The following is a 26992-nucleotide window of genomic DNA, read 5'->3' on the forward strand; positions in this document are numbered from 1 at the left end:
GATAAAAACGCGACAAATGTAGTTAAAAACCCTTTTTTAATATGTTTTTAGAGTCTTAAATTTTATCCTTTTATGTAGTTCAAATCCTATTCCGTTTTCTGCTGAGCTTCTATCAGTCTTAAATAGATTAGTTGGTTTAAATATTTTAATACAGATAGGGTAGCTTTACAACATCAACCTTTTTATTTTTCAGAATATTTTAAAGCCGCTTTAATAAAACTCACAAATAAAGGATGTGGTTTTAAAACGGTACTTTTATATTCTGGGTGATATTGTACACCAACAAACCAAGGGTGTTTAGGAATTTCTACCACTTCTACCAATCCAGTTCTTGGGTTAACACCTGTAGCTTTCATTCCTTTTAGTTCAATTTGATCTTTATAATCGCTATTAAACTCGTATCTATGTCTGTGACGTTCGCTAATCATTTCTTGCTGATATGCATCATAGATTTTAGAATCTTTAGATAATTTACAGTTCCAAGCTCCTAAACGCATGGTACCTCCTTTGTCAGTAACATCTTCTTGACTTTCCATTAAGTTGATGACTGGGTTTTTACAATTCTTTTTCATTTCTGTAGAAAAAGCATCTACCAAACCAAGTACATTTTTAGCATATTCTATAACTGCCATTTGCATTCCTAAACAAATTCCGAAAAAAGGAATATTGTTTTCACGCGCATATTGTACCGCTTTTATTTTTCCATCAATTCCTCGATCTCCAAAACCTGGAGCAACTAAAATGCCGTCTACACCTTTCAATTTTTTCTCATAATTAGCAGGCGATAAATTTTCTGAATGTACCCAACGTACATTTACTTTAGTTTCGTTGGATGAACCAGCGTGGATAAAAGCTTCTGTAATCGATTTATAAGAATCTGGTAACTCTATATATTTACCAATTAAAGCAATTTCTATTTCTGATGTTGGGTTTTTGTGTTTTTGTAAAAAGTTGTTCCAAACTTTTAGTTCAGGTTTTTTATCCGAAGTTAATTTCAATTTCTTTAAAACTACTTCATCCAAACCTTCTTCTAGCATTAAATTAGGCACATCGTATATGGTTTCTGCATCTATAGATTGTATAACGTCTTCTTTTTTAACATTACAAAATAAAGCTAATTTACGTTTGATGTCATCAGAAATTTGATGTTCTGTTCTACACACCAATATATCAGGACTCACACCACTTTGCATTAAGCTTTTTACAGAATGTTGTGTAGGTTTTGTTTTCAATTCTCCAGCAGCAGCTAAAAATGGGATTAAGGTTAAGTGAATTACAATGGCATTATCTTCACCTTTTTCCCAAAGCATTTGTCTTACAGACTCTACATAAGGTAAAGATTCTATATCACCAACAGTTCCTCCAATTTCGGTAATAACAATATCATAATCGCCAGTTTCTCCTAAAATTTGAATTCGGTGTTTAATTTCATCAGTAATGTGCGGAATTACCTGTACCGTTTTTCCTAAGAATTCTCCTTTACGCTCTTTGTCTATTACAGATTGATAAATTCTACCTGTAGTAACATTATTGGCTTGGCTAGTTGGTATGTTTAAATAACGTTCATAATGCCCCAAATCTAAATCGGTTTCAGCACCATCATCAGTAACATAGCATTCGCCATGTTCATAAGGGTTTAACGTTCCAGGATCTATATTTATGTAAGGGTCTAGTTTTTGAATGGTTACAGAAAAACCTCTTTCTTGTAATAATTTAGCTAACGAAGCAGCTATAATTCCTTTTCCAAGTGAAGATGTTACGCCTCCTGTTACAAAAACGTATTTAGTATTGTGCATGGTTCTTTTAGGTTTGGGCAAAAGTAGTAACTCTTAAATTTATCACAAATAAAAAAGAGAAAAACATTCACAAAATTAGTATATTTACAAGAATAAAAAATATTTACATTTTTTTTTATTTTGTATTTGCTATATACAAAAACAGTTGTATATTTGCCCACGCTTTTAACGAGGTAATATCGTTAATAAAAAAATAATTAAGAAGATTTTTAAAAATACATATAATGCCAAAAAGAACGTACCAACCATCAAAAAGAAAGAGAAGAAACAAACACGGTTTCATGGAAAGAATGGCTTCTGCTAATGGTAGAAAAGTGTTGGCTCGTAGAAGAGCAAAAGGAAGAAAGAAAATTTCTGTTTCATCTGAAACTAGACATAAAAAATAAATGATTAACAATTTGTTAATATATTAGGTGTTACTTTTTAAGTAACACCTTTTTTTATACCTAAGCACTACTTATTTTTGTAACACTAATAAATACAATAACTTACAATGCCAAAAAGAAAAGACCTTAAATCCATTTTAATTATTGGTTCAGGACCTATTGTTATTGGTCAAGCCTGCGAATTTGATTATTCTGGATCACAATCTTTACGTTCTTTAAGAGAAGATGGAATCGAAACTATTCTAATCAACTCAAATCCTGCAACTATTATGACTGATCCATCAATGGCAGATCATGTGTACTTGTTGCCATTAACCACAAAATCAATTATTCAGATATTAAAAGAGCATCCACAAATTGATGCTGTTTTGCCAACAATGGGTGGGCAAACCGCTTTAAACCTTTGTATTGAAGCTGATGATAAAGGCATTTGGAAAGATTTTGGTGTAAAAATGATAGGTGTAGATATCAATGCCATTAATGTTACAGAAGATAGAGAGCAGTTTAGAGAATTGATGGGGAAAATTGGTGTACCAATGGCACCTCAAGAAACTGCAACATCATTTTTAAAAGGTAAAGAAATTGCACAAGAGTTTGGTTTTCCTTTGGTAATTCGTTCTTCTTATACTTTAGGAGGTGCTGGAGCCTCTATTGTTTATGACCCTAAAGATTTTGATGATTTATTAAGTAGAGGTTTAGAAGCATCACCAATTCATGAGGTGATGATTGATAAAGCCATGATGGGTTGGAAAGAATATGAATTGGAATTGCTACGCGATAAGAACGATAATGTTGTCATTATCTGTTCTATCGAAAATATGGATCCAATGGGAATCCATACAGGAGATTCTATTACAGTAGCTCCTGCAATGACACTTTCTGATAAAACATACCAAAAAATGCGTGATATGGCCATTCATATGATGCGTTCTATTGGAGATTTTGAAGGTGGATGTAATGTGCAATTTGCAGTTTCTCCAGACGAAAAAGAAGAAATTATTGCTATTGAAATTAATCCACGTGTATCGCGTTCATCAGCATTAGCGAGTAAAGCAACTGGTTATCCTATTGCAAAAGTGGCAACGAAATTAGCTATTGGGTATTCTTTAGATGAATTAGAAAACGGAATAACAAAATCTACTTCAGCTTTATTTGAGCCTACATTAGATTATGTAATTGTAAAAATACCACGTTGGAATTTCGATAAATTTGAAGGTTCAGACAGAACTTTAGGCTTGCAAATGAAAGCTGTTGGAGAGGTAATGGGTATTGGACGTTCTTTTCAAGAAGCATTGCACAAAGCAACACAATCTCTTGAAATTAAAAGAAATGGATTGGGTGCAGATGGTAAAGGGTATACGAATTACAATGAAATCATAGAAAAATTAACCAATGCAAGTTGGGATCGTGTTTTTGCTATTTATGATGCCATTGCTATGGGAATTCCTTTAAGTAAAATCTATGCGATTACTAAAATAGACATGTGGTATTTAAAGCAATATGAAGAGTTATTTCAATTGCAAAAAGAAATATCTACATACACTATAGATACGATTCAAAGAGATTTACTTTTAGAAGCCAAGCAAAAAGGTTATGGAGATAGACAAATAGCACACATGCTAGATTGTTTAGAAAGTGAAGTTTATGCTAAAAGAGACGAACTAAAAGTACAACGTGTTTTTAAATTAGTAGATACTTGTGCTGCCGAATTTAAAGCAAAAACACCTTACTATTATTCAACTTTCGAAAATGAGATTGAAACTGCTGATGGAGATATTGTAATTGCTAACGAAAGTATAGTTACAGATAAAAAGAAAATAATTGTTTTAGGTTCTGGACCAAATAGAATTGGACAAGGAATTGAGTTCGATTATTGTTGTGTGCATGGAGTCTTAGCAGCTGCAGAATGTGGTTACGAAACTATTATGATCAACTGTAATCCTGAAACTGTTTCTACAGATTTTGATACAGCTGATAAATTATACTTTGAACCTGTGTTTTGGGAGCATATTTATGATATCATCAGACACGAAAAACCAGAAGGTGTAATTGTACAATTAGGTGGACAAACTGCTTTAAAATTAGCAGAAAAGTTAACCAAATACGGAATTAAAATTATAGGAACTTCTTATGAAGCGTTAGACATTGCAGAAGATAGAGGACGTTTTTCTACTTTGTTAAAAGAAAACAATATTCCATATCCAGAGTTTGGTGTTGCTGAAACTGCTGATGAAGCTTTGGCATTAGCAGACGAATTGGATTTCCCAATTTTGGTAAGACCTTCTTATGTTTTAGGAGGCCAAGGAATGAAAATTGTAATCAACAAAGAAGAATTGGTAGAACATGTAGTAGATTTATTGCGTAAAATACCAAATAATAAATTATTATTAGACCATTATTTAGATGGTGCAATAGAAGCAGAAGCAGATGCAATTTGTGATGCTGATGGAAATGTGTACATCATCGGAATTATGGAACACATAGAACCTTGTGGAATTCACTCAGGAGATTCTAACGCTACTTTACCAGCCTTTAATTTAGGTGATTTGGTGATGCAACAAATTATAGATCATACACATACCATTGCAAGAGAATTAAAAACGGTTGGTTTAATTAACATACAATTTGCCATTAAAGACGATACGGTTTATATTATTGAAGCCAACCCAAGAGCTTCTAGAACAGTGCCTTTTATTGCAAAAGCTTACAAAGAACCGTATGTAAATTATGCCACCAAAGTAATGTTAGGAGAAAAGAAGGTAACAGACTTTAACTTTAATCCGCAATTAGAGGGTTATGCTATTAAGCAACCTGTGTTTTCTTTTAATAAGTTTCCAAATGTAGATAAGAAATTAGGACCAGAAATGAAATCTACAGGAGAAAGTATTTTATTTATTGATAGCTTAAAGGATGATGAATTTTACGATTTATATTCAAGACGAAAAATGTACTTGAATAAGTAGAATTTCTATTTAGAGATTAAAAAAACGAGGCTGTCTGAAAAATAGGTTTAGATGTCATTTTGAGCGAAGTCGAAAAATCTATGTATTTAATTATCAATAAATAAGATTTCTCCATTGCAGTCGAAATGACAAATTTTAATACTTTCAGACAGCCTCGTTTTTATTTTTTAAAAACTATCGACAAAGTTGTAATTAAGAACCTCAGCTTGATTGTTATATCCTAAGAAAATTATTTTAAGTCAAGGTATTGTCATTTCGACCTTGTGGAGAAATCTAAACTATTCCAATGAAAAATTTATAAATTTAGCTGTTTCTCTATTGTTTTAATCGGCATGACGTATAATTCAAATTAACAGTTTATTTTAATCGAACGCATCCTTAGAGAATCATATTAAAAACATAACCTGAAATTATAATACATAAGGTTACAACTGCAAAGAATATTGCAATTAATTTAAAAGTCATCACTTTCTTTAAAAGCATAGCTTCTGGTAACGACAACCCAATAACTCCCATCATAAATGCAATAGCAGTGCCTAAAGGAATTCCTTTAGTAACCAATACTTGTACAACAGGCAGTATACCAATTGCATTAGAATACATAGGTACAGCTAGAATTGTTGCAATTGGTACAGCAAAAAGATTGTCTTTTGCCATATATTTTTCAAAAAAAGCTTCAGGTATGTAACCGTGCATAAACCCTCCAATTACTATCCCAATCAAAACATAAGGGAGTACACCTTTTAGAATTTTTAAAATTTCTGTAAAAAGAATAGAAAATCTCTGTTTAATCGTTGGTTTTTCTAATTGAAATAATTCTTGTTCTCTTTGAGCATTTGCTAATATTTCTTTAACCCAAGGAGTGAGATAGGCTTCTAATTTTAAATTTTGAAGAATTATACCTGATATAGTTCCTAATAAAATGCCACTAATAACATAAATTATTGTGGTTTTTACACCAAAAAGACCAATAAAAAGTCCGATTGCAATTTCATTTACCAAAGGAGAAGTTATTAAAAACGAAAAAGTAACTCCCAAGGGGATGCCTCCTCTAACAAAACCGATAAAAAGAGGAACAGAAGAACAAGAACAAAAAGGTGTTACAACACCAAAACAACTAGCAATTACATATTCTAAACCATATAATTTATTTCTTGATAAATAATTCTTGACTTTTTCTACAGGAAAAAAACTATTTAAAATTCCCATAAAAAACATTACTATTAAAAGTAGTATTAGAATTTTTATGGTATCAAAAATGATAAAGTGCAATGCCTCAGTAAAATGTTCAGTTTCTTTTAGGTGTAAGATATCATAAACCAACCAATCTGCAATATTTTGTATCCAATCAAACATAGTTAATGTATTGTAAATCTTTTATGATGTTTTAATCGAAAAGATTTCCTCGACGATTTGCGTCGGAGTTTTCGATAAAATTGTCATCCCGAACTTGTTTCAGGATCTAGATACTATAATTTCGGTTTTTTTATCTAAAACTAAAAAATGAAACCAACAAAGTACCTCTTAGGTTTTGCCTCAAGGATAGTTAGTTTCGAGAAATTATTATATTTTATTCATTTAAAAGTGTAAAAACCTCACTTTTTAGAGGTACTCTACCTTTAATTACAATGGCATCGTTAATAACTAATGCTGGAGTAGACATTACGTTAAATTTCATAATTTCTACAATATCTTCTATTTTTTCAACTGTAGCTTCTATATTATTTTCAAAAATAACCTCATTTAGAATGTTTGTCATTTGTTTACATTTTGCACATCCAGTGCCTAATATTTTAATTGCTGTCATCGTATACATTTTTATAGAAACAAAGGTAAGATTGAGAATTGGTTAGTAATGTGACTTTTGTCACACACAGATTTTTAAAAGGATATACTGTTTTTTTTACAATGGGTATACATTAAAAATTAATGGAATTATTTTAATGGTACACTAATGATATAGATTTCTTATTTGATATTAAAACTAGGACCAGAAATGAAATCTACAGGAGAATGCATTTTATTTATAGATTCTTTAAAAGACGATGAATTTTACGATTTATATTCAAGGCGAAAAATGTACTTGAATAAGTAGAATTTCTATTTTGATATTTAAAAAGCCTCCAATTCTTTGTTTTGAATTGGGGGCTTTTTTTATGGATTTTTCTAACTTTTTTTGTTATGGTTTGTTACTGAATTTAGCAATTAAGTCAGTAGATGTTTTGGTTTCATTTCAAATTATTTTTTCAAAAACTTTTTGGTAAAAATATTTTTTTCATTGTCAACAATTTTTAATATGTAAATACCACTTTTTAAGTTAGCAATGTTAATTTTGAATGCATTGTTAACTTTCTGTATGTTTGATTTAAAAGTAACTTGGTTAACAGAATTAATTATTTTAATACTTATAGGGTAACTAATACTTTTTAAATCAATTTTTAGATAATCTAAAACTGGATTTGGGTATAATGAAATTTTTTCTTTTTTAAGTGTATTTGCTGATAATGTGGTTTGAATAAACCTTGTTAAAGTATAATTAGAGTAAACCCCTGATTGAGGAATTTGAGATTGTCCTGCTACTAATATTTTATCATCATAAAATATAATACTCATAGGGATATCATCTGTTTCAAAATTGTTAATATCACTTAAATTAAATTCGTAAATACCTGTAGTATTAAAATTTTTGTCTAAATTTCCATTTGAATGATACTTTTTAATGAATAGGTTTCTTTTTGGATATACATTTATTTGATCTCTATTCATACTTAATGTTGAAATACTAGAATCTGAGTGGACAAAATAGTCGTAAGTATCTCTATCGATTACCGTAATTTGTGAACTTAAGTCAGACAGATCTATTCTAAATAATGACGCATCATAATTAGAATTATATATATCGTTGTTTATATTAATTACATAAAATTTATTATCTATAAACTTTGCATAAAAATAAAAAGGATCATAAGTAGGCATAATATAGGATCCAGTATTGTTGAATGATTTATCAAAATTACCATTGGTATCTAATTTTAATAATGCAAGCTCTGAGTTTTCATTATTTATGTAATTTCTTCCAGTACAGGCAATAAAAAAACGATTATTCTCAATTTTCGAAATATTTAGGATACGTTCTGTTGCCATTGGAAATACATAAAGTTCTTTATTACCATTATTTTGAAAAGAAGTATCAATTGTTCCATCTGAATTAAACCTTGTTAAAAATAATTTTTGCCAAGGGTAAGTTTTTTTTATTCCTACTGCAATAATTTTATCATTTGAATCAATAACCATGTTATAAAAACTCTCATTTTCATTTATATGATGTGTCAAATAACCCTCATTACCAAAAGTTGTATCTAATACTCCATCATAAGTTGCTCTAAAAATTAATCCATCTTTAAAACTTGTAGTATTTTGGACTGCGCCCAAAAAATAGTAGAAATTATTTATTAATTTAACATTATTAAAAAATAAGTTTGGTATTTGAAACTCTCCATTTATTCCAAATGATTTATCAATAGTCCCATTTTTATTAAAACGAACTATTTTATTATTACCAATTCCAACAAATTTATGGTCGTTAAGTAAAATTGTTCTAGTTAGACTATTATTGTTAGTACTATTATAAGGATAATTTGTATTAACTATTCCTGAGTTTCCAAATGATTTATCCCGAATTATATTTTGGCTATATGTAAATACACTAGTACTTAAAAGAAACATTAAAAATAATATCTTTTTCATATGTAAAACTTCTGATTTATTTCATAAAGTAATTGAATATTTGAGAACTTATAAACAATTAAAGTTAATCAAAAAAGTTGAACAATGACAGTATTGTACAACTTTTTTGATTAATAAGTTTTGATTTGTATTTTATTTTTAGGCTTGTATTATGTTTTTCAATAATAAATTCTTGTTTTAAAATTCAATTTATTCTTTCAGTCATATCAATAAGCATTTAAAAAATGATACCTTTTAAAGAAATTATGCTCATTAATAAATAAACTACTACAATTTCCTCTTCTTAGTATGTAAAACAAAAGTAGCATTAAAACCAAAATGGAAATTACCATCCTTTGCATTAAAGTTGTTTGTAGTTTGTGTGATAAACGTATCTTCTACAAAGTTTCTGGCATTGGTCATTTGAAATTGGAGTAATAAATCGCCCATTTCCCAATTTACACCTACCATAAATGCATTATACGTGTCAACAGATTTTAAAGGATTGGCAACATAATAATATTCAGAAACAATAGCAGCGTGATTGCTTATTTTATGACGTCCGCCAAAAGCAACAGCAAACTGATTATTTGGATCTGTTGTAAGCAAATCATCTGCTCTATGTATAAAAGTAGGTGCTATTTGTAAAGAAATATCTGGATTAATTTTTCTAGCAATTAACACCTGACTTGTAAACGCATATTTAGTATCAGAATCTGTAATTTGATTGTAAATACCTCCGTTTGTATTTTCAACTTTTCTTTGAGAAATAGTTTGCAACAAAGTGATGCTTACAAAACTTTTTTTACTGTTTTGCGATTGTTTAAAAAGTTTGTATTTTAAAAATCCGTCTGTAATTTTATCATGATTGGTATAGCCTAACCCTAAAGTAAAATTATCTGAAAACGCATAATCTAAACCATAACGTGTACTTACAACATCCGCTAAAAAACGTTGCCCTTCAAAATTCGGAATGTTCCAGTATCTGTTATACAAAGAAAATTCTAAAGCGCCTTTTTTGCGAGTTTCTATAGAATGCCCTAAGCCAATTCTAGTAGTTTTAAAAGTGGCAATTTCATAAATGGTGTTGTCTGGAAATTCGTTATTTAATTTGTCTAATAAACTTTGCGCATTCAATTTTATACTCAATATAATAAATAGAAAAACAAGAAATTGAAAGTTGTTATTATTCTTCATAAGTCTGGTATTGAAATAAAAATTGAATAGAAATGGTTTTGGCAATATTACTGGCTAAAATTGGTGGAATTTTAATTTTAAAATCATTAACAAACACATCAAAATTACCAGATATGGTATAATTACCATCTTTATTTTCTATAGTTGCTTGAATATCTATTGCCTTGGTAATTCCATGAATATTTAATGTACCACGAACAATTTTAGTTTGTTCACCTTGCAAATTGGCATTAAAATCAACAATTTTACCTTCAAAACTGGCTTTTGGATAAAGGTCAGATTCGATATAACTTTCATTAAAGTGTTCGTACATTAAATCTTTTTTAAAAACAAAAGCGCGCATTAACATACTAATGGCTATTTCATTATTTTTAATATCTAAAATACTTAATACTTGATTGTTTTTAGCCTCAATATTTTCAACAGAAGTATAACTGAAAAAAGAAATTTGTCCTTGCCTAGCAATAAATAGATTTTGCGTAATATTAAAATTTGCAAAACAAAAAATCAATAAAATAAGTGGTAATAATTTATTCATTTTGTGGTAAGTCAATGGTACAGTTTAATAAAACAACATCTTTTAAAAAACCTTTACAAATACCTTTTATTGTAATGGGTTGATTTTTATGCAGTTGTTTTAGTTTGTTTTCTTGATTTTTGTTGATGTCACAAATTACACCAAAATTTTTAAATTCTGTATTTAAAATTATCGTAGTTCTATCATTTAAAAAAGTGATGTCTTTAATAGTGCCAGAAACTTGTATAATTTTTTCGGAGTACAAGTGGTTAGCTTCTTTTTCATTAGTAGTGTATTTATTTATCAAGCTATTTGCACCGATAATTAATGCAGCTTTTTCATTCTCTAAATTTCGATTAGACATAGGAGATGAGCTATTCCAAACAAAATATCCAAAGAAAATTAGGGATAAGAAAATTATAATTATAAAAAACTTGTTTTGAGTTTTCATGCAATCAAAGAAAGTAAAAAGAGTTATGTTAAGAAAAAAATAGTTAATGAAAAAGAAAAAAATAAGCTTAAGAGGAAATTTTTGTAGTTAAAAAGAAAAGAATAGTAGTATATTTCCGAATCGTAATTTTTGTATGAAAAAAGACAAACTCTATTTTTTAACCTTTTTTTCTATAGCTGCTATTTTTACATTGGCAGCTTTGTTTGCGTCACCATATTTTATAAGTATGAGTGCAAATCAATTGATAGAAGTACAAGTAGAATCTAGCAAAAGAGAGGCAGATGAAATTGCAAAATTAATTGATTTTCAATTGTCTTCTAAGATCGACAAAGACGCTGTTGTAACTAATATTCAGGAAATTATCGAAAATACAAGTTCAGATAATTGGTTTATAAGTGTTATAAATTGGGGTGGGAGAGAGGTTGCTAATCCAGATAAAACTCAAGTTGGTCAATTGGTAAATTCTAATCAAACCTTATTAGCCTCTTTAAAAGAGAATAATAATTCTGATAATTTGTATGAAATATTGTTAAATCATGGTAAGGTATCACCTTCAGAGATTATGTATATCTCTCCTGTAAAAAATTCGGATTTAATTGTTGCTGCCAATGTAAACATTAACAGTATTAAAAATCGGATGAGTGCTTTAAAAAGTAATTTTTACTTTATTTTTTTAGTGATGGGTGTTTTGGTGATTATACTGTCATTTATAGCGGTTAGAATTATTGGTAGCGCTTACGAAAAACAGTTAGAGTTGAAGAATTCTACCTTAACATCCGAAGTTGTAAACCTATCTAAACTAAATATAGATTTGGTTTCTTATAAAGAAAAATTGGCCGAAATTACCGATAATAAACAACCAAAAAAATCAACCGAAAAAGAGATAGAAAAAGAGCGAATACTAACTTATGTAAGAAATGAACTTGTGCCTGTTGCTATTAAAGATATTGCTTATGTGTATACAGAAAATACAATTACTTATGTAGTTTGTTTTGATGGTAAGCGTTCTACAACAAATATGAGTTTAGATGATATGTACACCAACTTAAATTCAACTTTGTTTTTTAGAGCCAATAGACAATTCATTATTAGTATAACAGCCATAGATAAGATTATAAAATATGGAAAAAGCCAACTAAAAATCTTATTACAATCTAAAGCATCCGAAGAAATTATTATCAGCAAAAATAAAGCAGCAGAGTTTAAGCAATGGTTAAATATGTAGTTTTGTTCATTTAAGTTTAAATAAATCTAACGCTCCTTTCAACTGATTTTTTTCCTTTTCATCTAATTTTATTTCCTTTTCGTAAAACTAGATAGTTTGTAAACTCCTTAATTTTAGTTACTTTACAACATGATTTATAAACCAACTAAAATGATGAACGTCTTAAAGTTTAAAATATCGTTTTTATTAATTATGATAATAACATTGTTTTCTTCGTGCTTAACAAATGTTGATGAAGAAATAGTAATCGATTCAGACACTCCAGACCCTTGTGCAGATATTACCTTTACTACTCATGTACAACCTATTATCGATGCCAATTGTGTAAGTTGTCATAATGGAGGTCAGTTTCCAAATTTATCAACTTACAATGGTATAAGTGCAAATGCAGCAATTGTAAAATCTGAAGTTGTAACAGGTTCCATGCCTCAAGGAGGTAGTTTAACCAACCAAGAAATACAAGCTATAAGTTGTTGGGTAGATGCAGGAGCTTTAAATAATTAAAATATATAATGATGAAACAAAAAAAAATATGGTTTAGTGCAATTTGCTTTTTATGTTTAACCACGTTTATTAATGCTCAAGAAAAGTATTTAACTACAACTGGTAAAATTAATTTTTTTTCTAAAGCAACTTTAGAGGATATTACTGCTGATAATAGTAAAGTGTCAAGTATTATAGATACCACTACAGGTGATATGGCTATAAAAATGAGCATAAAGAATTTTGAGTTTAAAAAGAAATTAATGCAAGAGCATTTTAACGAAAACTATTTAGAGTCAGATATTTATCCTACAGCTATGTTTAAAGGTAAAATTTTAAATTTTAATACCATGGATGAAAATGCTAAAGAATTTACGGTTAAAGGAAAAATTACAATTCATGGGGTTACTAAAGACTTAGAAATTAAAGCAGACTGTATAAAAACTGCAGATTTTATTAAAGTTTCTGGTAATTTTATGGTGGCCTTAGAAGATTTTAAAATTAAAATACCAAAAATTGTTTTTATGAAAATTGCAGAAAATATAAAAGTAACTTTTAATTTTAATCACAAACCATACAAGAAATAATAACTACTAAAGATGAAAAAAATACTATTAGCCGTTTTTCTATTTTCAATAAACATTTCATTGTATAGTCAAGACGATTTGTTTACTATTTTAGATAAAGAAACTCCCGAAAATAAAAAAGAAGATATTGTAACAGCTACCTTTAAAGGAACGCGAATTTTAAATGGGCACTCTATAGAAAACAGAAAAGCCAAGGAGTTAGAGTTTATCATTTCTCATAGATTTGGTGCTATTAATTTAGGTTTTGACGAGTTGTTTGGTTTAGACCAATCTAATATTCGTTTTGCTTTAGAATACGGTTTAACAGATAATGTAACTGTTGGTTTTGGTAGAAGTAGTTTTGAGAAAACATTCGATTCTTTTTTAAAATATAGTTTGATAAAACAGCGTAAAGGTAACAACGCATTTCCTTTTGCCATTTCACTTTTTGGAAGTATTGCTGCTAAAACGCAAGATGAAGAATTTCCTATTGTAGAACGTTCATTTTCAGAAAACCTTTCGTATGTTGGTCAGGTATTAATTGCTAGAAAATTTAGCCAAGCTTTATCTTTACAAATAACCCCTACTTACATCCATAGAAATACTGTAAGAGATGCTTCAGATCCTCATAGTATTTTTGCACTGGGTTTTGGAGGAAGAGTAAAATTGAGCAAACGCGTATCATTAAATAGTGAATATTATTGGGCTTTTGATGAATCTGTTTCTATTGATGCCAGAAATTCGCTTGCTTTTGGTGTAGATATTGAAACAGGTGGGCACGTGTTTCAATTAATTTTATCGAATGCAATTACCATGATTGAAAAAAGTTTTATTGCTGAAAATACAGGTGATTTTTTTGGAGGTGATATTCACTTTGGATTCAATATTTCTAGAACTTTTTAAAACTAAAATTGTTAGCTGTTGTACGTTTTAATTTATGTTAATTATGGTTTTAACTTCCTGCAAATGGAGTTCCAAAAATTCCAACAGCAAGTTCTGCCCAAATAATACATAATGCTACAAATACAATAATTACTAGTAGAGCTCTATGGCTTACTTTTTTTATTTTTCTTAAAATAACTTCAAGTATTGCCCCAGTGCTTATCAATAAAAATCCAGCAACCACAAAATCAAAAATTTTCCATTTTACTTCATTTGTAAAAATCATAGCTATAAGCGGAATGAACAATAGAGTCATGGCAACAGTCAAAATAATAATAAGTCTTTTGTTTGGGCGGCTGCTTTCTTTCATGTTAGTATTTTTAAGCGTATAATTTAATTTTAGGTAAGTTAAGAATATCGATTTAAATTTCTAATCTAAAGTTTTAATTTCAACTTTGTATAAATTCTCGAAAATATCGAAAATGGTTTGAGCTTCTTTTTTTCTGATAGAGATGGTGTATTCACAAGTTAACTCTAATTTTTGAGCAGTTATGGTAATGTCTTTCTCTTTTATGATGCGCATTACCTTGTTCATCATATCATAATTAAAACATACTTTATAAAAAACATCAATGGTTTTTTCTACAATTTCAGAAGCTTCTAAAGCTAATTTAGCTGAAGTTTTATAGGCATTAATTAAACCACCAACCCCTAACTTTGTACCACCAAAATAACGTACAGAAACGATTAAAATATTAGTAACATCAAAAGATTGAATTTGCCCGTAAATTGGCAAACCAGCAGAGTTGCTAGGCTCACCATCATCATTAGCTCTGTATTTGAGATCTTCAATCCCTATTTGATAAGCGTAACAAAAATGACGCGCTGTGTGGTGTTTTTTGCGTAAATTTTCTAAAAAATTCTTGACATCATCTTCATTTAATACCGGAAATGCGTAGCCAAAAAACTTACTGTTTCTGTCTTTAAAAAGTGTTTCTTTTGATGGTTTAAGTATGGTTTTGTAGCTATCTTCCATATCCAATTTTTTTTAAAAAATATATTTTAGTATGAGCCAACAATTCACGAATTGTTTAATTGATATAAAACAACTGCTGCATAATTTATGATTTCCGCTTAAAATAAGCTTGGTATTGTAATTGTTATAAAAATGAGAATCTCTAATGCTGTCATTTTAAGCCAAAGCTACAATTACAATTCCTAAAATAGCTAAAGCCACACCAATTTTATTTTTTACACTAAATTGTTCTTTAAATATAAGGATACCAATAATGGTAGAAACTACAACAATACCCACATTATTAATGGTAAATATATCAGAACTTTCAAAACCTTCGGTTTGTAAGGCTTTTATTAAAAATATGATCGAAAAATAATTTGGGATTCCTAAAATAATCCCTGCAATAATATTTTTAACACCAAATGCTTCTCTTTTTTTAAAGGCTTTTACTATTAAAATAATAGCGGCAATACAGGCAGCAATACCAAACAAACTTCCAGAAAATATAGAAACATCATCTTTGGGCACGTAAGTAACTTCAACATATTTTAATGTAGTATCAATTATACCAGAACCTAAAAATAATAAAACAGGTAGTACTAAACCAGCTTCGTTAGGTAATGTTTTGTCCTCTTTTACAGAAGCCAAATATACTGCAATCAAAGCTATAACAATACCAAATATTTTTAAAGCAGTTACAGATTCACTATATAAAAACACACCAAAAAAAACAGGAATAACTACAGACATTTTACCGGCTACAGAAGTTACAGAAACCCCGTTTTTCTGAGCTGTCATTGCCATCACAAAAAATACGGATACAAATAAAACTCCTAAACAAAGTGCACCTAAAAACCAAGGCTGTAATGGAATTTCTAGTATAGAAAATTTTCGTTCAGCAAAAACAAATCCCATAATAAAAGCCACAATATAATTGATAAAAATAGCTTTTAAAACATCTACTTTATAAATGCCAAAGTATTTAAAAATAACAAATAGGCCTGTAGAAATTAAGATACTTAGCAGTAAAAATATCAATCGAGTTTATTTTTGGTGAACAATTCTGTAACGTCATCTATTCTCGGAGTTAAATTCCAAGTATGTATGCCTAATGTAGCTGCAGCATCTGTGTTTTCTTTTAGATCATCAACAAAAAGTGTTTCATTTGCTATCAAATTATTTTGGTTTAAAACAAACTTGTAAATGTCTGCATCTGGTTTTCTAAAATTGATTTCATGCGATAGATAAAATTGCTCAAAACAGTTTTTAAAATCACCGAAAAAATTATCACCTAAAGAATTTTGAACCCATTGTATATGCAAATCATTTGTATTGCTCAGTAAAAATAATCTGTATTTTTTACTGGCAGCTAATTTTTTTAAAAAGTCTAAACGTTCTCTCGGAAAATCTAACAAAACTGCATTCCAAGCAGTAATTAATTTGTCAGTAGGAATTCTAAATTTCTCATGAAAAAATTGGATAAAAGCATTTGTTGTCATCAACCCTTTTTCATAGTTTTGATAAACTGTTATCATTTCTTCAGTAATTTTTGAAACTCCTAAATCAGCCATTGCCTTGTAAGTTCCTTGTTTATCTAAATTGATGAAAATATCTCCAAAATCGAAGATGATGTTTTTAATCATTGGTATAGGTTTTTAAAATATCGTTTTTTATTTTTTCTTCGGATGTTAATTTACCGTTTAAAAGAGGTGCTTTTACACCATTTGCAAAAGTGGTTTCTCCAATAAAAACAAAAGCTTCATCCCATAAATTAGCGTCAATAAACGTTTGTAAAGTTTGTGTGCCACCTTCAATAATTACAGATTGAATGTTGTGTTTAAACAATACGTTACAAATTTGTTCGGCAATATTTTTAGTGAAATCTATGGTTTCAAAAACTACATTTTGTTTTATGTTTGTTGTTTTTTGTAATTTATCTATGATGCAAATTGTTTTTACAGTTCCGTCAAAAACATTTAATTTTTTTGAAGTTCTAAGCTTTGCATCTAAAACAACACGTATAGGATTATTACCAAACCAACTTCTAACATTTAATTTAGGATTATCAGCAATAGCTGTATTTGTACCCACCAAAATGGCGTGTTCTTTGGCTCTTAATTGATGCACTCGTTGTTGTGAATATTTGTTAGAAATCCAAACAGGAGATTGAGTTTGCCTGTTTAAAGGTGCAATATAACCATTTTTAGTGGCTGCCCATTTTAAAATGATGTGCGGTCTTTTTTTGTTTTGTGACGTAAAAAATCGTTTGTGATGTGTTTTACATTCCTCTTCTAAAACACCCACAATTACATTAATACCAGCATTTTGTAAACGTTCAATTCCTTTACCTGCCACCAAACTATTGGTATCTGCACAACCAATAACTACATTTTTCAATTGGTATTTTACCAACAAATCTGCGCAAGGTGGTGTTTTTCCATAATGAGAGCAAGGCTCTAAGGTTACATAAATAGTTGCTTCTTTTAAAAGCGCTTTATTTTTAACGGCATTTACAGCATTCACTTCTGCATGATTGCCACCATAACTAGAAGTAAAACCCTCGCCAATAATTTTATGTTGATGCACAATAACAGCACCAACAGAAGGATTTGGTCTGGTAGTTCCAATTCCGTTTTTTGCCAATTGCAAGCATCTTTTTATGTAAAATTCGTGAGTAATAATAGTAGGTTTTTAGGGTAAATAGATTTTTAAAGTTTAATTTTTATATTTTGGGTAATATCTAAAGGATAGTCAATAGAATACCCAAAAACTTTATATTGTAAATTTCCTTTAAATTGTATTTTAACAGATTTATTAAATACCGAATTTAATAAACCACCTAAGATTCCGTTTTTGTGATTTTCAAAAATTTTTTTAGTCGGAATTACCACTTTTAAAGGAACTGTAAATTCTTTTCTAGCAGGAATTGTAAATTCATCTGAAGAAACTAAAGCAACTTGAGTATCATTTACTAGAACTTTAACTTCATCTGTAGCTATTTTACCACCTACATCATTTGGGTTTTGAAAAAAAGCATTTGCCTTTAAACGTATAGTATCTGAGGTAACACTAATTAATTTTAGGTTGTCAACTTTTATAAAAACCGGCTTTTTATTTACAGTACAACTAAAAATTACCAAACAAAAAACAAAAAAATAGTATGCTTTTTTCATTAAAAATCATTTAAAAAATAGGTAACTTGCTCTTGCAAAAATACAGTAATAAATGACAAGTGAAGATTTTATCATAAGAGAAATAGAATCAAAAGATAATTTGCAATTGGCAAAGATGGTACGAAGTGTTATTCTTGAAATGGGAGCCCCAAAAGTTGGCACTGCTTATGAAGATAAAGCTACAGACCAAATGTTTGAAACCTATCAAAAAGAAAAAGCAACGTACTTTGTGGTAGAACATAACAATAAAGTTGTAGGTGGTGCAGGAATTGCTCAGTTAGATGATTTTGTAGGTAATATTTGTGAGCTTCAAAAAATGTATTTTTTGCCAATAGCAAGAGGAAAGGGTTTAGGTACAAAACTGATTTCTGTTTGTTTAGAGAAGGCCAAAGAATTTAATTTTGAACATTGCTATTTAGAAACATTACCCTACATGAAAGCTGCTGTAAAATTGTATAAAAAATATGGTTTTGAAAGTTTAGAAGCTCCTATGGGTAACACCTGTCATTACTCTTGTAATGTTTGGATGATTAAGAAAATTTAAACCTATGCTATACTACTTTTTAGGGATTTTACATCTTATTTTATTTTGTTGGGCATTCTATAATATTTTATATTTTGGAGTAAAGCCTTCTAAATCTTTGAGTTGGATTTTAATTGCCTTTTTCTTTCCGTTTTTAGGGGTATTTTGCTTTGTAATTTTCGGTATTAATAGAAGAAAAATTAAGTTTTTTGAACTAAAAGAAACTAAGAAAAGAAAGAATTTTATAAAAAAATCTTTAGAGGTAAATGAGAGTTTAAATACAGAATCTTTAACTGGCATCAAGCAAAAAAAAATAGCACAATTAATTCATAGCAATACGAATGCTGTTGTAGAAAATAATAATGAGGTAATCCTCTTAAAAAACGGAAAAGAAACTTTTGAAGCTTTGTACGCTGACATAAAAAATGCAAAACAATTTATTCATTTACAGTATTTTATTTTAGAAGAAGGAGAAATACTGAATAAAATCATCAAACTTTTAGAAGAAAAAAGAAAACAAAATGTAGAAATTAGAATTTTATACGACTCTATAGGAAGCTTTGATTTAACAAAAAAAACAAAGCAAAAACTAAAAGATATTGGTGTAGAAATATATCCAGAAACGCCTTTTAAATATGGTTCTTTTATTTTTTCGTTAAACTTTAGAAATCACCGTAAAATAGCAATTATCGATAATAAAATAGGGTTTACTGGGGGGGTAAATATTTCTGATGAGTACATTACAGAAGATACAGATTTGGGCATTTGGCAAGATGCTCATTTGCAAATAAAAGGCAGTGGAGTTAATGCTATTCACAAATCTTTTTTAAATGATTTTTATTATGCAACTCAGAAAGATTTAACAAATGCCGAAAAATATACATCAGTCTCTAACAGTAAAGGTAGTACAAAACTTCAAGTAGTTTCTAGTGGGCCAGATTACGAACAGTCTGTTGTAATGCAACAATATTTAAGTTTTATACATTTAGCAGAAAAAAGTATTTGTGTATTTAACCCGTATTTTGTTCCTACATTTTCCATTTTAGAAGCCTTTAAAATTGCTGCTTTAAGTGGTGTAGAAGTAACATTATTATTACCAAAAAAAACAGATTCTAAAATTGCAACTTACAGCATGTACTCTTACTTTGAAAGTTTATTACAAGCTGGTGTGCAAATTTATTTAAGAGACGATTTTTCTCATAGTAAAGTTATTTTTATTGATGATGAAATTGCTTCTGTAGGTTCAACCAATTTTGATTGTAGAAGTTTTGAGCATAATTATGAACTAAATGTAATTTTGTTTGATGACCATATTACCGCTGAAATTAAAGAAGAATTTGATGAGCGAAAAAATAAAGCCAATCATATTAATTTAGAAAAGTTTAAAAAAAGATCTGTAAAACAAAAAACCTTAGAGCGTTTGTGTCGTTTTTTAAGTCCTTTATTATAGTATTATGCAGTTAAAACAATTCAAAATATATTTTTCTGATGAACTTTCAGAAATTTATCCAAAAGAAGAAATAGCTACTTTTTTCTTTATCTTAATCGAGGAGTATTTGCACCTTAAAAGAATAGACACTGTTTTAAAGCCTGATTTTGTAATACAAGAAGAACGTTTAACTTTACTAATACAAGCTCTAGAAAAATTAAAAAAAGAACAACCACTACAATATATCATAGGAAAAACAGAATTTTTTGGATATCCATTTTTTGTAGACAAAAATACGTTAATTCCAAGGCCAGAAACAGAAGAGCTCGTAGAGTGGGTTCTTAAAGATGTACAAGATAAAAGACAAAAAAATAGAGAAGAGCAAGATAAATTCTTACAAATATTAGACATTGGTACAGGTTCTGGCTGTATACCAATTTCGTTGGCAAAAAATTTATCAAATGTATCTATTTCGGCTATCGATGTTTCTTTGGATGCGTTAAAAGTGGCAACTAAAAATGCTACTTTAAATAAGGTAAATATCAATTTTATAGAACGTAATATTTTAAGTGCTACTCAACTAGATTGTAACTATGATATTATCATATCTAACCCACCTTACGTAAGAGAACTAGAAAAAGTAGAAATTCAAAATAATGTTTTAGAAAACGAACCACATTTGGCGCTATTTGTAGCGGATAATAACCCGTTAGTTTTTTATGATAAAATTGCTGATTTGGCAAAGCGTCATTTATTAAAAGACGGAATGCTATTTTTTGAAATCAATCAATATTTAGGTAAAGAAACAGCTAATCTTCTTCAACAAAAAGGATTTCAAAACATTAAACTACAAAAAGATTTGTTTAAAAATAACAGGATGATAAAAGCGACACTGTAAAAAGAATTAAAAACCTAAACTTGTTAGCAAATGCTTTGGGCATCTTGTTGGTTTGGATGTTTTACGATTCATAAAAGCCAAAACAGAACTCCCTGTACAAATCAATTCATCATTTTGATTGGTAATTTTATAATTAAATTCAATTTTAACCATTGGTTTTTTTACCAAAATAGTTTCAATGGTTAAAACATCATCATAAAATGCAGATTTTATAAAATTACAACTTAAAGAAATTACAGGTAGCATTATTCCGTTCAATTCCATATCTTTGTAAGTAACCCCTAGCTTACGAAGCCATTCAGTTCTTCCCAGTTCAAAAAACTGAGCATAATTACCATGATAAACCACACCCATTTGGTCGGTTTCTGAATAACGTACTCTGGTATTTGTATATGAGTTTTTTAACATTTATAAATAAAATTTTTGGTATTCTACGTAAAAAATAATTAATAATCAATAGTAATTTGATTTTTTTATACTGTTTTTTATTCACATTTTTGTAGTGCTTAAGAAAAAGGGTATAGAGGTCTTTATAGCCTAACAATTTAATCAAAAAATCACTTAAATAATTCAATGAATAACACTGCTGAATCCGTTTGGACTGAATGTTTGACCTTTATAAAGGACAATATTAAGCCACAAGCCTACAAGACTTGGTTTGAGCCAATAAAACCGGTAAAACTGTCTGGTGAAGCATTGACGATTCAAGTGCCGAGTAAATTTTTTTACGAGTGGTTAGAAGAGCATTATATTAAATTATTACGCGTTGCATTAGTAAGACAATTGGGTAACGAAGCCAAATTGATTTACGATGTAAAAATGGAAAATAATTATAGTAGCAACAGGCCGCAAATTGTTAAAATTCCTAGTTCTAACAGAGACCCTTTAAAACCTCAAAAGGTAACAGTTTCTTTAGAGTCTAATAAAAGAGAGTTACGAAATCCGTTTGTTATTCCTGGACTTCAGAAGGTTAAAATTGAATCTCAATTGAACCCTAATTACAGTTTTGATAATTTTATAGAAGGTGATTCTAATAGATTAGCACGTTCTGCAGGTATGGCAGTTGCCAATAAACCTGGTGGAACGTCATTTAATCCATTATTAGTATATGGTGGAGTAGGCTTAGGAAAAACACATTTGGCACATGCTATTGGAGTAAACATTAAAGACAAATATCCTGATAAAACTGTTTTATACATATCTTCAGAAAAGTTTACACAACAGTTTATAGATTCTGTAAAGTCAAATACTAGAAATGATTTTATTCATTTTTATCAAATGATTGATGTATTAATTATAGATGATGTTCAATTTCTTTCTGGTAAAGCTGGTACACAAGATGTTTTCTTTCATATTTTCAATCATTTACATCAAAATGGAAAACAGGTTATTTTAACTTCAGACAAGGCGCCTGTAGATATGCAAGATATAGAACAGCGCCTATTGTCTCGTTTTAAATGGGGGTTATCAGCAGAGTTACAAGCACCAGATTACGAAACTAGGATATCAATTTTGCAAAATAAATTATACAGAGATGGTGTAGAAATGCCTGATGATATAATTGCATATGTTGCAAAAAATATAAAATCTAATGTAAGAGAGTTAGAAGGTGTTTTGATTTCTATGATTGCGCAAGCTTCATTTAATAGAAAAGAATTTTCTATAGAGTTGGCAAAGCAAATTGTAGATAAATTTGTAAAAAACACCAAAAAAGAAGTTTCTATAGATTACATACAAAAAGAAGTCTCAAAGTATTTTGATATGGATGTAGCTACACTGCAATCTAAAACAAGAAAGCGTCATATTGTTCAAGCACGCCAACTGGCCATGTACTTTGCAAAAAGATTAACAAAAACATCGTTGGCAAGTATAGGCAGCCAAATAGGGCAAAGAGATCATGCAACTGTATTACATGCTTGTAAAACTGTTGATAATCTTACTGAAACAGATAAACAATTTAAAAAATACGTAGACGATTTAACAAAGAAATTAACCTTTTAACTTTTAGAAATCAATTAGTAACAAACGTATTCTGTATTTTACAACAAATTTAAATTACTTTTTATCATGAAAAAAATACTAATGGTTTGCTTGGGTAATATTTGCCGTTCGCCATTAGCGCAGGGTATTTTAGAATCAAAAGTTAATCCAGAAGTGGTTTTTGTTGATTCAGCAGGTACAGCTGCCTATCATGTGGGTAATTTACCAGACAAACGCTCAATTGAAGTTGCTAGAAATCATGGAATAAATATCACCAATCAAACGGCTAGAAAGTTTGAAGTTTTAGATTTTGATAATTTTGATTGTATTTATGCTATGGATGAAAGCAATTATCAAAACATCTTAAAAACAGCAAGAAATACCGAAGATAAAAACAAGGTAAAGCTTATTTTAAATGAGTTATATCCTAATAAAAACCATTCTGTTCCAGATCCATATTATGGAGGAAAGCAAGGTTTTGAAAATGTTTACAATATGTTAGACAAAGCTTGTACAGTTATTGCAGCTAAATTGTCTTAATTTATTTGTAATTTAGTATTCTAAAATTATACAATGACTGGTAAATTATACTTAATTCCCACCACTTTAGGTGATGAAACAGAGCCTTTAGAGGTAATGCCCTTATCAGTAAAAAAAGTAATTGAACAAATTGATTACTATATTGTTGAAAATGAAAAGTCAGCAAGAAGATTTATCAAAAAAATTTCACCCAAAAAACAACAGCCAAGTTTAACCATAAAGTTGTTAGATAAATATGCTGTTGAAGAAGAAACTCAAAAGTATTTAGATGTCTGTGCACAAGGTTTTAATGTAGGTTTATTATCTGAAGCAGGTGTGCCAGCAATTGCAGATCCAGGAGCCAGCATTGTAAAATTAGCACATCAAAAAAATATTAAAGTAGTACCTTTAGTGGGGCCAAGTTCAATATTAATGGCAATGATGAGTTCTGGTTTTAATGGACAAAATTTTGCTTTTAATGGATATTTACCAATTGATAGAGCTGATAGAAAAAGAAAAATTAAAGAGTTAGAGCGTATAGCAAGAGATAAAAATCAGTCTCAAATATTTATAGAAACCCCTTACAGGAATGAAAAAATGTTTGTTGATTTAAAAGCAACTCTATCACTACAAACCAATTTATGTATTGCTGTAGATATTACATTACCATCCGAATTTATAAAAACAATGTCTGTGAAAGATTGGAAAAACCAACAGCCTAATCTGCATAAAAAACCAGCTATTTTTATTATTGATAAATAATTATATGGTCGCTTTTCTATCTGCTATCACTTTAGAAACATTGTAGTTAGCAAAACGTTTTAGATAATGTTGAATTGTTGACCCATAAGCGTCAGAAAAACGTATAGCTCCATTACTTCTTAGAAATTTTTTTACATTTCCTGCACCACTTAAATGGGCTGCAGCTAAAATTCCAGATTCTGTAATTTCAATTCCGTTTATTGTTTTACCAACAGATCTTTGAATGTCTTTTCTCAAAATCCATTTATTAACACTGCACAAAGCCACAAAAGCTTTTTCTTGTAACTCATAATTTTTTAAAAAAGCATTGGTATCATAAATTTTAAAACGTTTTAATGTGTTTCTACTAAATTGATATTTACCCAAGTAACCAAGTGTGTTGACAACTTTATACCTCCCCTGAGATTCCTTAAAAGCCAAAGCTTCTTTAAAAGCAACAAAATTTCTTTTTAAGTAAGGAATGTTGTAATCTACATTTTTTGGTAATGAAACTTCTTTACTAACAACCTCTATTTTGGTAATTGGTTTTTTACCTATTTTAGTTGCGTTAACTAAAAGTAAAGCTAAACTTACCAAAAATAAAAACTTTCTGATCATAATAACCGTTTTGTTTTGCGAGCGCAAATCTAAAACAAATTTTAAATTTACTGACAATCAGTGCTTTAATTTCGTCGAAATTATAAATTAGCTCGATAAAGTGTGAAATTTTTAAGAGAAATGAATCACTACAACGTTTCTTTTTATAGAATAATTAAAAAAACAACGCAGTTATAAACCTAAAAAGATGATATATTAACGGTTTACACCTTGTTTATTTAACCAATTATGGTATTTAGCGGCATTTCTGTTATGTTGAGACAAGCTTTTGGCAAATTTATGATAGCCAAGTTTGTCGGTATTTACGCACATATAAAAGTAATCATGTTTTTCAGCATTTAATACAGCATCAATTGTATTAATATCTGGCATCCCAATAAGGCTAGGAGGTAAGCCTCTATTTGTGTATGTGTTGTAAGGAGAATTAATTTTTAAATCTACAGATAACACTCTTTTTACTACATAATCTTGTCCCTTTACTTCTTTAATAGCATAAATTATAGTGGGGTCTGCTTGTAAAGGCCATCCATTCTGCAGTCTATTTAAATATAATCCAGCCACAGTTGGTCGCTCTTCTTTCTTCGCTGTTTCTTTTTGTACTATAGATGCTAAAGTAATTACTTCACTTTTAGATAATTTTAAGGCTTTTGCTTTTTGCAATCTACTTTTATTCCAAAAACGATTGTATTCTCTTAAAAGTTTATCGCGAAATTTATCGGCAGAAACGGTCCAGTAAAATTCATAGCTATTAGGAATACATATTTGCAAAACCGATTTTTTGGTGAGTTTGTTTTTTTGTAAAAAATCAGAATTTGTAAAAGATGTTATAATTGCAGTAGAATCTAGTGCTAATTGATCAGCTATTCTACCAGCAAATTTTTCTAGAGTGTCTTGATTGTTAAAAGAAATTTTTAACGGAGTTTGATTTCCACTACGCAACATATTTACCAAATCATTATTAGACATTCCTTTTTTTAATACATAACGACCTGTTTTAGGTTCAGAAAAATTCTTTTTTGCAGAAACCCATAAAAAAGTATTTGGGTTTTTAGAATAATCTGCAATTTTTTCTTTGATGTCTACCAAACTGTCAGAAGACTTTATGTAAAGTACATAATCTTCGGTAATTGCTTCTCCAAATATTTTCTGATAATAGTTGTAACCTAAAATTCCTCCTAATAATAATAGGAAACCTAAAATGTAAATAATTTTTTTAGTCAATGTGTTTAAATTTCTTGTTGATACGCAAAATTACTCTTTTATCAATTGAAATAAAATTTCATCTTTATATTTTCCTTGAGCAAATATCCAATCTTTTTTTATCCCCACTTGTGTAAAGTTATGTTTTTGAAATAAAGAAATACTTTTTGAGTTGTCAGATGTTATATTAGCATATAGTTGATGTAAATTCAAATAAGAGAATACATACTCAATTAATATAGACAATGTTTCAGAGGCAAAACCTTTATTTTGATAGTAAGGATCTATCAAAATACCAACTCCAGCCCTGTTGTGCTGCGGATTAAAATCAAACAAATCAACCATCCCAATTTGCTTTTTTTTAGAAATTTCTTCAATAATAAACCGAAATTGTTTGGTTTCATAGATGTCTAAATGAGCATTTTCCAAATATTGTTTTAATATATATCTAGAAAATGGCGTTTGTGTATGACTCACCTCCCAAAAAGATTCATTGTTTTCAATAAGATATAAAAAATTCAAATCTTCTGGTTCTATAGGTCTTAAACACAATTTAGATCTACACAAAGACATATATTTATAGTATTAAAATTTACAATTCAAATATAAGTTGATTTTTTAAACTAATTAAAGTCGGGATTAACCTGGTTAGTTTAGATAATAGTTTTTAGATTTTTTTTGATGATATATAATTTTGTTGT

Annotated in this window: 29 protein-coding genes; 12 read left to right on the top strand and 17 right to left on the bottom strand. The window is 29.2% G+C overall.

What is annotated here, in order from left to right; all coding sequences use genetic code 11:
* Positions 1–182: 182 nt before the first annotated feature.
* The gene (pyrG, locus tag ACW9UN_RS15375; RefSeq protein ID WP_459487272.1) at positions 183–1796 is read right to left on the bottom strand and encodes a CTP synthase; all 1614 of its coding nucleotides are present in this window, start codon (positions 1794–1796) and stop codon (positions 183–185) included.
* Between the two features lie 224 nt (positions 1797–2020).
* Between pyrG and rpmH the strand changes: the two genes are divergently transcribed.
* Positions 2021–2182, top strand: coding sequence for a 50S ribosomal protein L34 (gene rpmH, locus ACW9UN_RS15380; RefSeq protein ID WP_026775082.1), 162 nt, complete (start codon positions 2021–2023; stop codon positions 2180–2182).
* Between the two features lie 107 nt (positions 2183–2289).
* The gene (gene carB, locus ACW9UN_RS15385) at positions 2290–5145 is read left to right on the top strand and encodes a carbamoyl-phosphate synthase large subunit (protein WP_459487244.1); all 2856 of its coding nucleotides are present in this window, start codon (positions 2290–2292) and stop codon (positions 5143–5145) included.
* Positions 5146–5523: 378 nt separating this feature from the next.
* On the opposite strand, the gene ACW9UN_RS15390 is transcribed toward carB, so the two are convergent.
* The 6 genes from ACW9UN_RS15390 to ACW9UN_RS15415 form a co-directional block, all read right to left on the bottom strand.
* Positions 5524–6501 (bottom strand): permease, encoded by a 978-nt coding sequence (locus ACW9UN_RS15390; RefSeq protein WP_459487245.1) that lies wholly within the window; start codon positions 6499–6501, stop codon positions 5524–5526.
* Between the two features lie 214 nt (positions 6502–6715).
* On the bottom strand, positions 6716–6952 hold the full coding sequence (locus tag ACW9UN_RS15395; RefSeq protein WP_459487246.1) for a thioredoxin family protein: 237 nt from the start codon (positions 6950–6952) through the stop codon (positions 6716–6718).
* A 431-nt stretch (positions 6953–7383) separates the two neighbouring features.
* Positions 7384–8892: a T9SS type A sorting domain-containing protein gene (locus ACW9UN_RS15400; RefSeq protein WP_459487247.1), complete on the bottom strand. Its 1509-nt coding sequence runs from the start codon at positions 8890–8892 to the stop codon at positions 7384–7386.
* Between the two features lie 267 nt (positions 8893–9159).
* Positions 9160–10068, bottom strand: coding sequence for a DUF5777 family beta-barrel protein (locus ACW9UN_RS15405; RefSeq protein WP_459487248.1), 909 nt, complete (start codon positions 10066–10068; stop codon positions 9160–9162).
* On the bottom strand, positions 10058–10606 hold the full coding sequence (locus ACW9UN_RS15410; RefSeq protein ID WP_459487249.1) for a YceI family protein: 549 nt from the start codon (positions 10604–10606) through the stop codon (positions 10058–10060). Before ACW9UN_RS15410 ends, ACW9UN_RS15405 begins: the two co-directional genes overlap by 11 nt.
* A complete protein-coding gene (locus tag ACW9UN_RS15415; protein WP_459487250.1) occupies positions 10599–11036 on the bottom strand; it encodes an OB-fold protein in 438 nt (145 codons plus the stop codon). The genes ACW9UN_RS15410 and ACW9UN_RS15415 overlap by 8 nt, the downstream gene beginning before the upstream one ends.
* Positions 11037–11169: 133 nt before the next feature.
* Here ACW9UN_RS15415 and ACW9UN_RS15420 point away from each other — a divergent pair, with 133 nt between their 5' ends.
* From ACW9UN_RS15420 to ACW9UN_RS15435, 4 genes are all read left to right on the top strand, one after another.
* Positions 11170–12261, top strand: coding sequence for a LytR/AlgR family response regulator transcription factor (locus tag ACW9UN_RS15420; protein ID WP_459487251.1), 1092 nt, complete (start codon positions 11170–11172; stop codon positions 12259–12261).
* Between the two features lie 150 nt (positions 12262–12411).
* Entirely contained in the window at positions 12412–12765 is a 354-nt protein-coding gene (locus ACW9UN_RS15425) for a c-type cytochrome (RefSeq protein WP_459487252.1), read from the top strand.
* An 11-nt stretch (positions 12766–12776) separates the two neighbouring features.
* Complete coding sequence (locus ACW9UN_RS15430) at positions 12777–13331, top strand: YceI family protein (protein ID WP_459487253.1); 555 nt, start codon at positions 12777–12779, stop codon at positions 13329–13331.
* 12 nt (positions 13332–13343) lie between these two features.
* Positions 13344–14213, top strand: a complete 870-nt coding sequence (locus ACW9UN_RS15435; protein WP_459487254.1) for a DUF5777 family beta-barrel protein — start codon at positions 13344–13346, stop codon at positions 14211–14213.
* A gap of 49 nt (positions 14214–14262) precedes the next feature.
* Here the strand turns inward: ACW9UN_RS15435 and ACW9UN_RS15440 are convergent, their stop codons facing one another.
* From ACW9UN_RS15440 to ACW9UN_RS15465, 6 genes are all read right to left on the bottom strand, one after another.
* The gene (locus tag ACW9UN_RS15440; protein ID WP_459487255.1) at positions 14263–14562 is read right to left on the bottom strand and encodes a hypothetical protein; all 300 of its coding nucleotides are present in this window, start codon (positions 14560–14562) and stop codon (positions 14263–14265) included.
* A gap of 60 nt (positions 14563–14622) precedes the next feature.
* The gene (locus tag ACW9UN_RS15445; protein ID WP_459487257.1) at positions 14623–15228 is read right to left on the bottom strand and encodes an IMPACT family protein; all 606 of its coding nucleotides are present in this window, start codon (positions 15226–15228) and stop codon (positions 14623–14625) included.
* Between the two features lie 156 nt (positions 15229–15384).
* Positions 15385–16248: an EamA family transporter gene (locus ACW9UN_RS15450; RefSeq protein ID WP_459487258.1), complete on the bottom strand. Its 864-nt coding sequence runs from the start codon at positions 16246–16248 to the stop codon at positions 15385–15387.
* The gene (locus tag ACW9UN_RS15455; protein ID WP_459487259.1) at positions 16245–16853 is read right to left on the bottom strand and encodes an HAD family hydrolase; all 609 of its coding nucleotides are present in this window, start codon (positions 16851–16853) and stop codon (positions 16245–16247) included. Before ACW9UN_RS15455 ends, ACW9UN_RS15450 begins: the two co-directional genes overlap by 4 nt.
* A complete protein-coding gene (gene ribD / locus ACW9UN_RS15460) occupies positions 16846–17859 on the bottom strand; it encodes a bifunctional diaminohydroxyphosphoribosylaminopyrimidine deaminase/5-amino-6-(5-phosphoribosylamino)uracil reductase RibD (protein WP_459487260.1) in 1014 nt (337 codons plus the stop codon). Before ribD ends, ACW9UN_RS15455 begins: the two co-directional genes overlap by 8 nt.
* Before the next feature lie 59 nt (positions 17860–17918).
* Positions 17919–18383 (bottom strand): LEA type 2 family protein, encoded by a 465-nt coding sequence (locus ACW9UN_RS15465; RefSeq protein ID WP_459487261.1) that lies wholly within the window; start codon positions 18381–18383, stop codon positions 17919–17921.
* A 52-nt stretch (positions 18384–18435) separates the two neighbouring features.
* Here ACW9UN_RS15465 and ACW9UN_RS15470 point away from each other — a divergent pair, with 52 nt between their 5' ends.
* The 3 genes from ACW9UN_RS15470 to prmC are packed head-to-tail and all read left to right on the top strand — an operon-like array spanning position 18436 to position 21233.
* The gene (locus tag ACW9UN_RS15470; RefSeq protein WP_459487262.1) at positions 18436–18927 is read left to right on the top strand and encodes a GNAT family N-acetyltransferase; all 492 of its coding nucleotides are present in this window, start codon (positions 18436–18438) and stop codon (positions 18925–18927) included.
* A 4-nt stretch (positions 18928–18931) separates the two neighbouring features.
* The gene (cls, locus tag ACW9UN_RS15475) at positions 18932–20356 is read left to right on the top strand and encodes a cardiolipin synthase (protein ID WP_459487263.1); all 1425 of its coding nucleotides are present in this window, start codon (positions 18932–18934) and stop codon (positions 20354–20356) included.
* A 4-nt stretch (positions 20357–20360) separates the two neighbouring features.
* Positions 20361–21233 (top strand): peptide chain release factor N(5)-glutamine methyltransferase, encoded by an 873-nt coding sequence (gene prmC, locus ACW9UN_RS15480; protein WP_459487264.1) that lies wholly within the window; start codon positions 20361–20363, stop codon positions 21231–21233.
* Between the two features lie 6 nt (positions 21234–21239).
* On the opposite strand, the gene ACW9UN_RS15485 is transcribed toward prmC, so the two are convergent.
* Positions 21240–21641, bottom strand: coding sequence for an acyl-CoA thioesterase (locus ACW9UN_RS15485; RefSeq protein WP_459487265.1), 402 nt, complete (start codon positions 21639–21641; stop codon positions 21240–21242).
* Between the two features lie 165 nt (positions 21642–21806).
* Here ACW9UN_RS15485 and dnaA point away from each other — a divergent pair, with 165 nt between their 5' ends.
* The 3 genes from dnaA to ACW9UN_RS15500 all read left to right on the top strand — a co-directional run bounded on the left by dnaA (position 21807) and on the right by ACW9UN_RS15500 (position 24494).
* Complete coding sequence (gene dnaA, locus ACW9UN_RS15490) at positions 21807–23234, top strand: chromosomal replication initiator protein DnaA (RefSeq protein ID WP_459487266.1); 1428 nt, start codon at positions 21807–21809, stop codon at positions 23232–23234.
* Between the two features lie 66 nt (positions 23235–23300).
* Positions 23301–23753, top strand: a complete 453-nt coding sequence (locus tag ACW9UN_RS15495) for a low molecular weight protein-tyrosine-phosphatase (protein ID WP_459487267.1) — start codon at positions 23301–23303, stop codon at positions 23751–23753.
* 33 nt (positions 23754–23786) lie between these two features.
* On the top strand, positions 23787–24494 hold the full coding sequence (locus ACW9UN_RS15500; RefSeq protein WP_459487268.1) for an SAM-dependent methyltransferase: 708 nt from the start codon (positions 23787–23789) through the stop codon (positions 24492–24494).
* Here ACW9UN_RS15500 and ACW9UN_RS15505 read toward each other — a convergent pair whose 3' ends face one another.
* The 3 genes from ACW9UN_RS15505 to ACW9UN_RS15515 all read right to left on the bottom strand — a co-directional run bounded on the left by ACW9UN_RS15505 (position 24495) and on the right by ACW9UN_RS15515 (position 26864).
* On the bottom strand, positions 24495–25091 hold the full coding sequence (locus ACW9UN_RS15505) for a peptidoglycan-binding protein LysM (RefSeq protein WP_459487269.1): 597 nt from the start codon (positions 25089–25091) through the stop codon (positions 24495–24497).
* Between the two features lie 195 nt (positions 25092–25286).
* On the bottom strand, positions 25287–26312 hold the full coding sequence (gene mltG, locus ACW9UN_RS15510; protein WP_459487270.1) for an endolytic transglycosylase MltG: 1026 nt from the start codon (positions 26310–26312) through the stop codon (positions 25287–25289).
* 30 nt (positions 26313–26342) lie between these two features.
* Entirely contained in the window at positions 26343–26864 is a 522-nt protein-coding gene (locus ACW9UN_RS15515) for a GNAT family N-acetyltransferase (RefSeq protein ID WP_459487271.1), read from the bottom strand.
* Between the last annotated feature and the right edge of the window lie 128 nt (positions 26865–26992).

The organism is Polaribacter litoreus, from assembly GCF_054584775.1.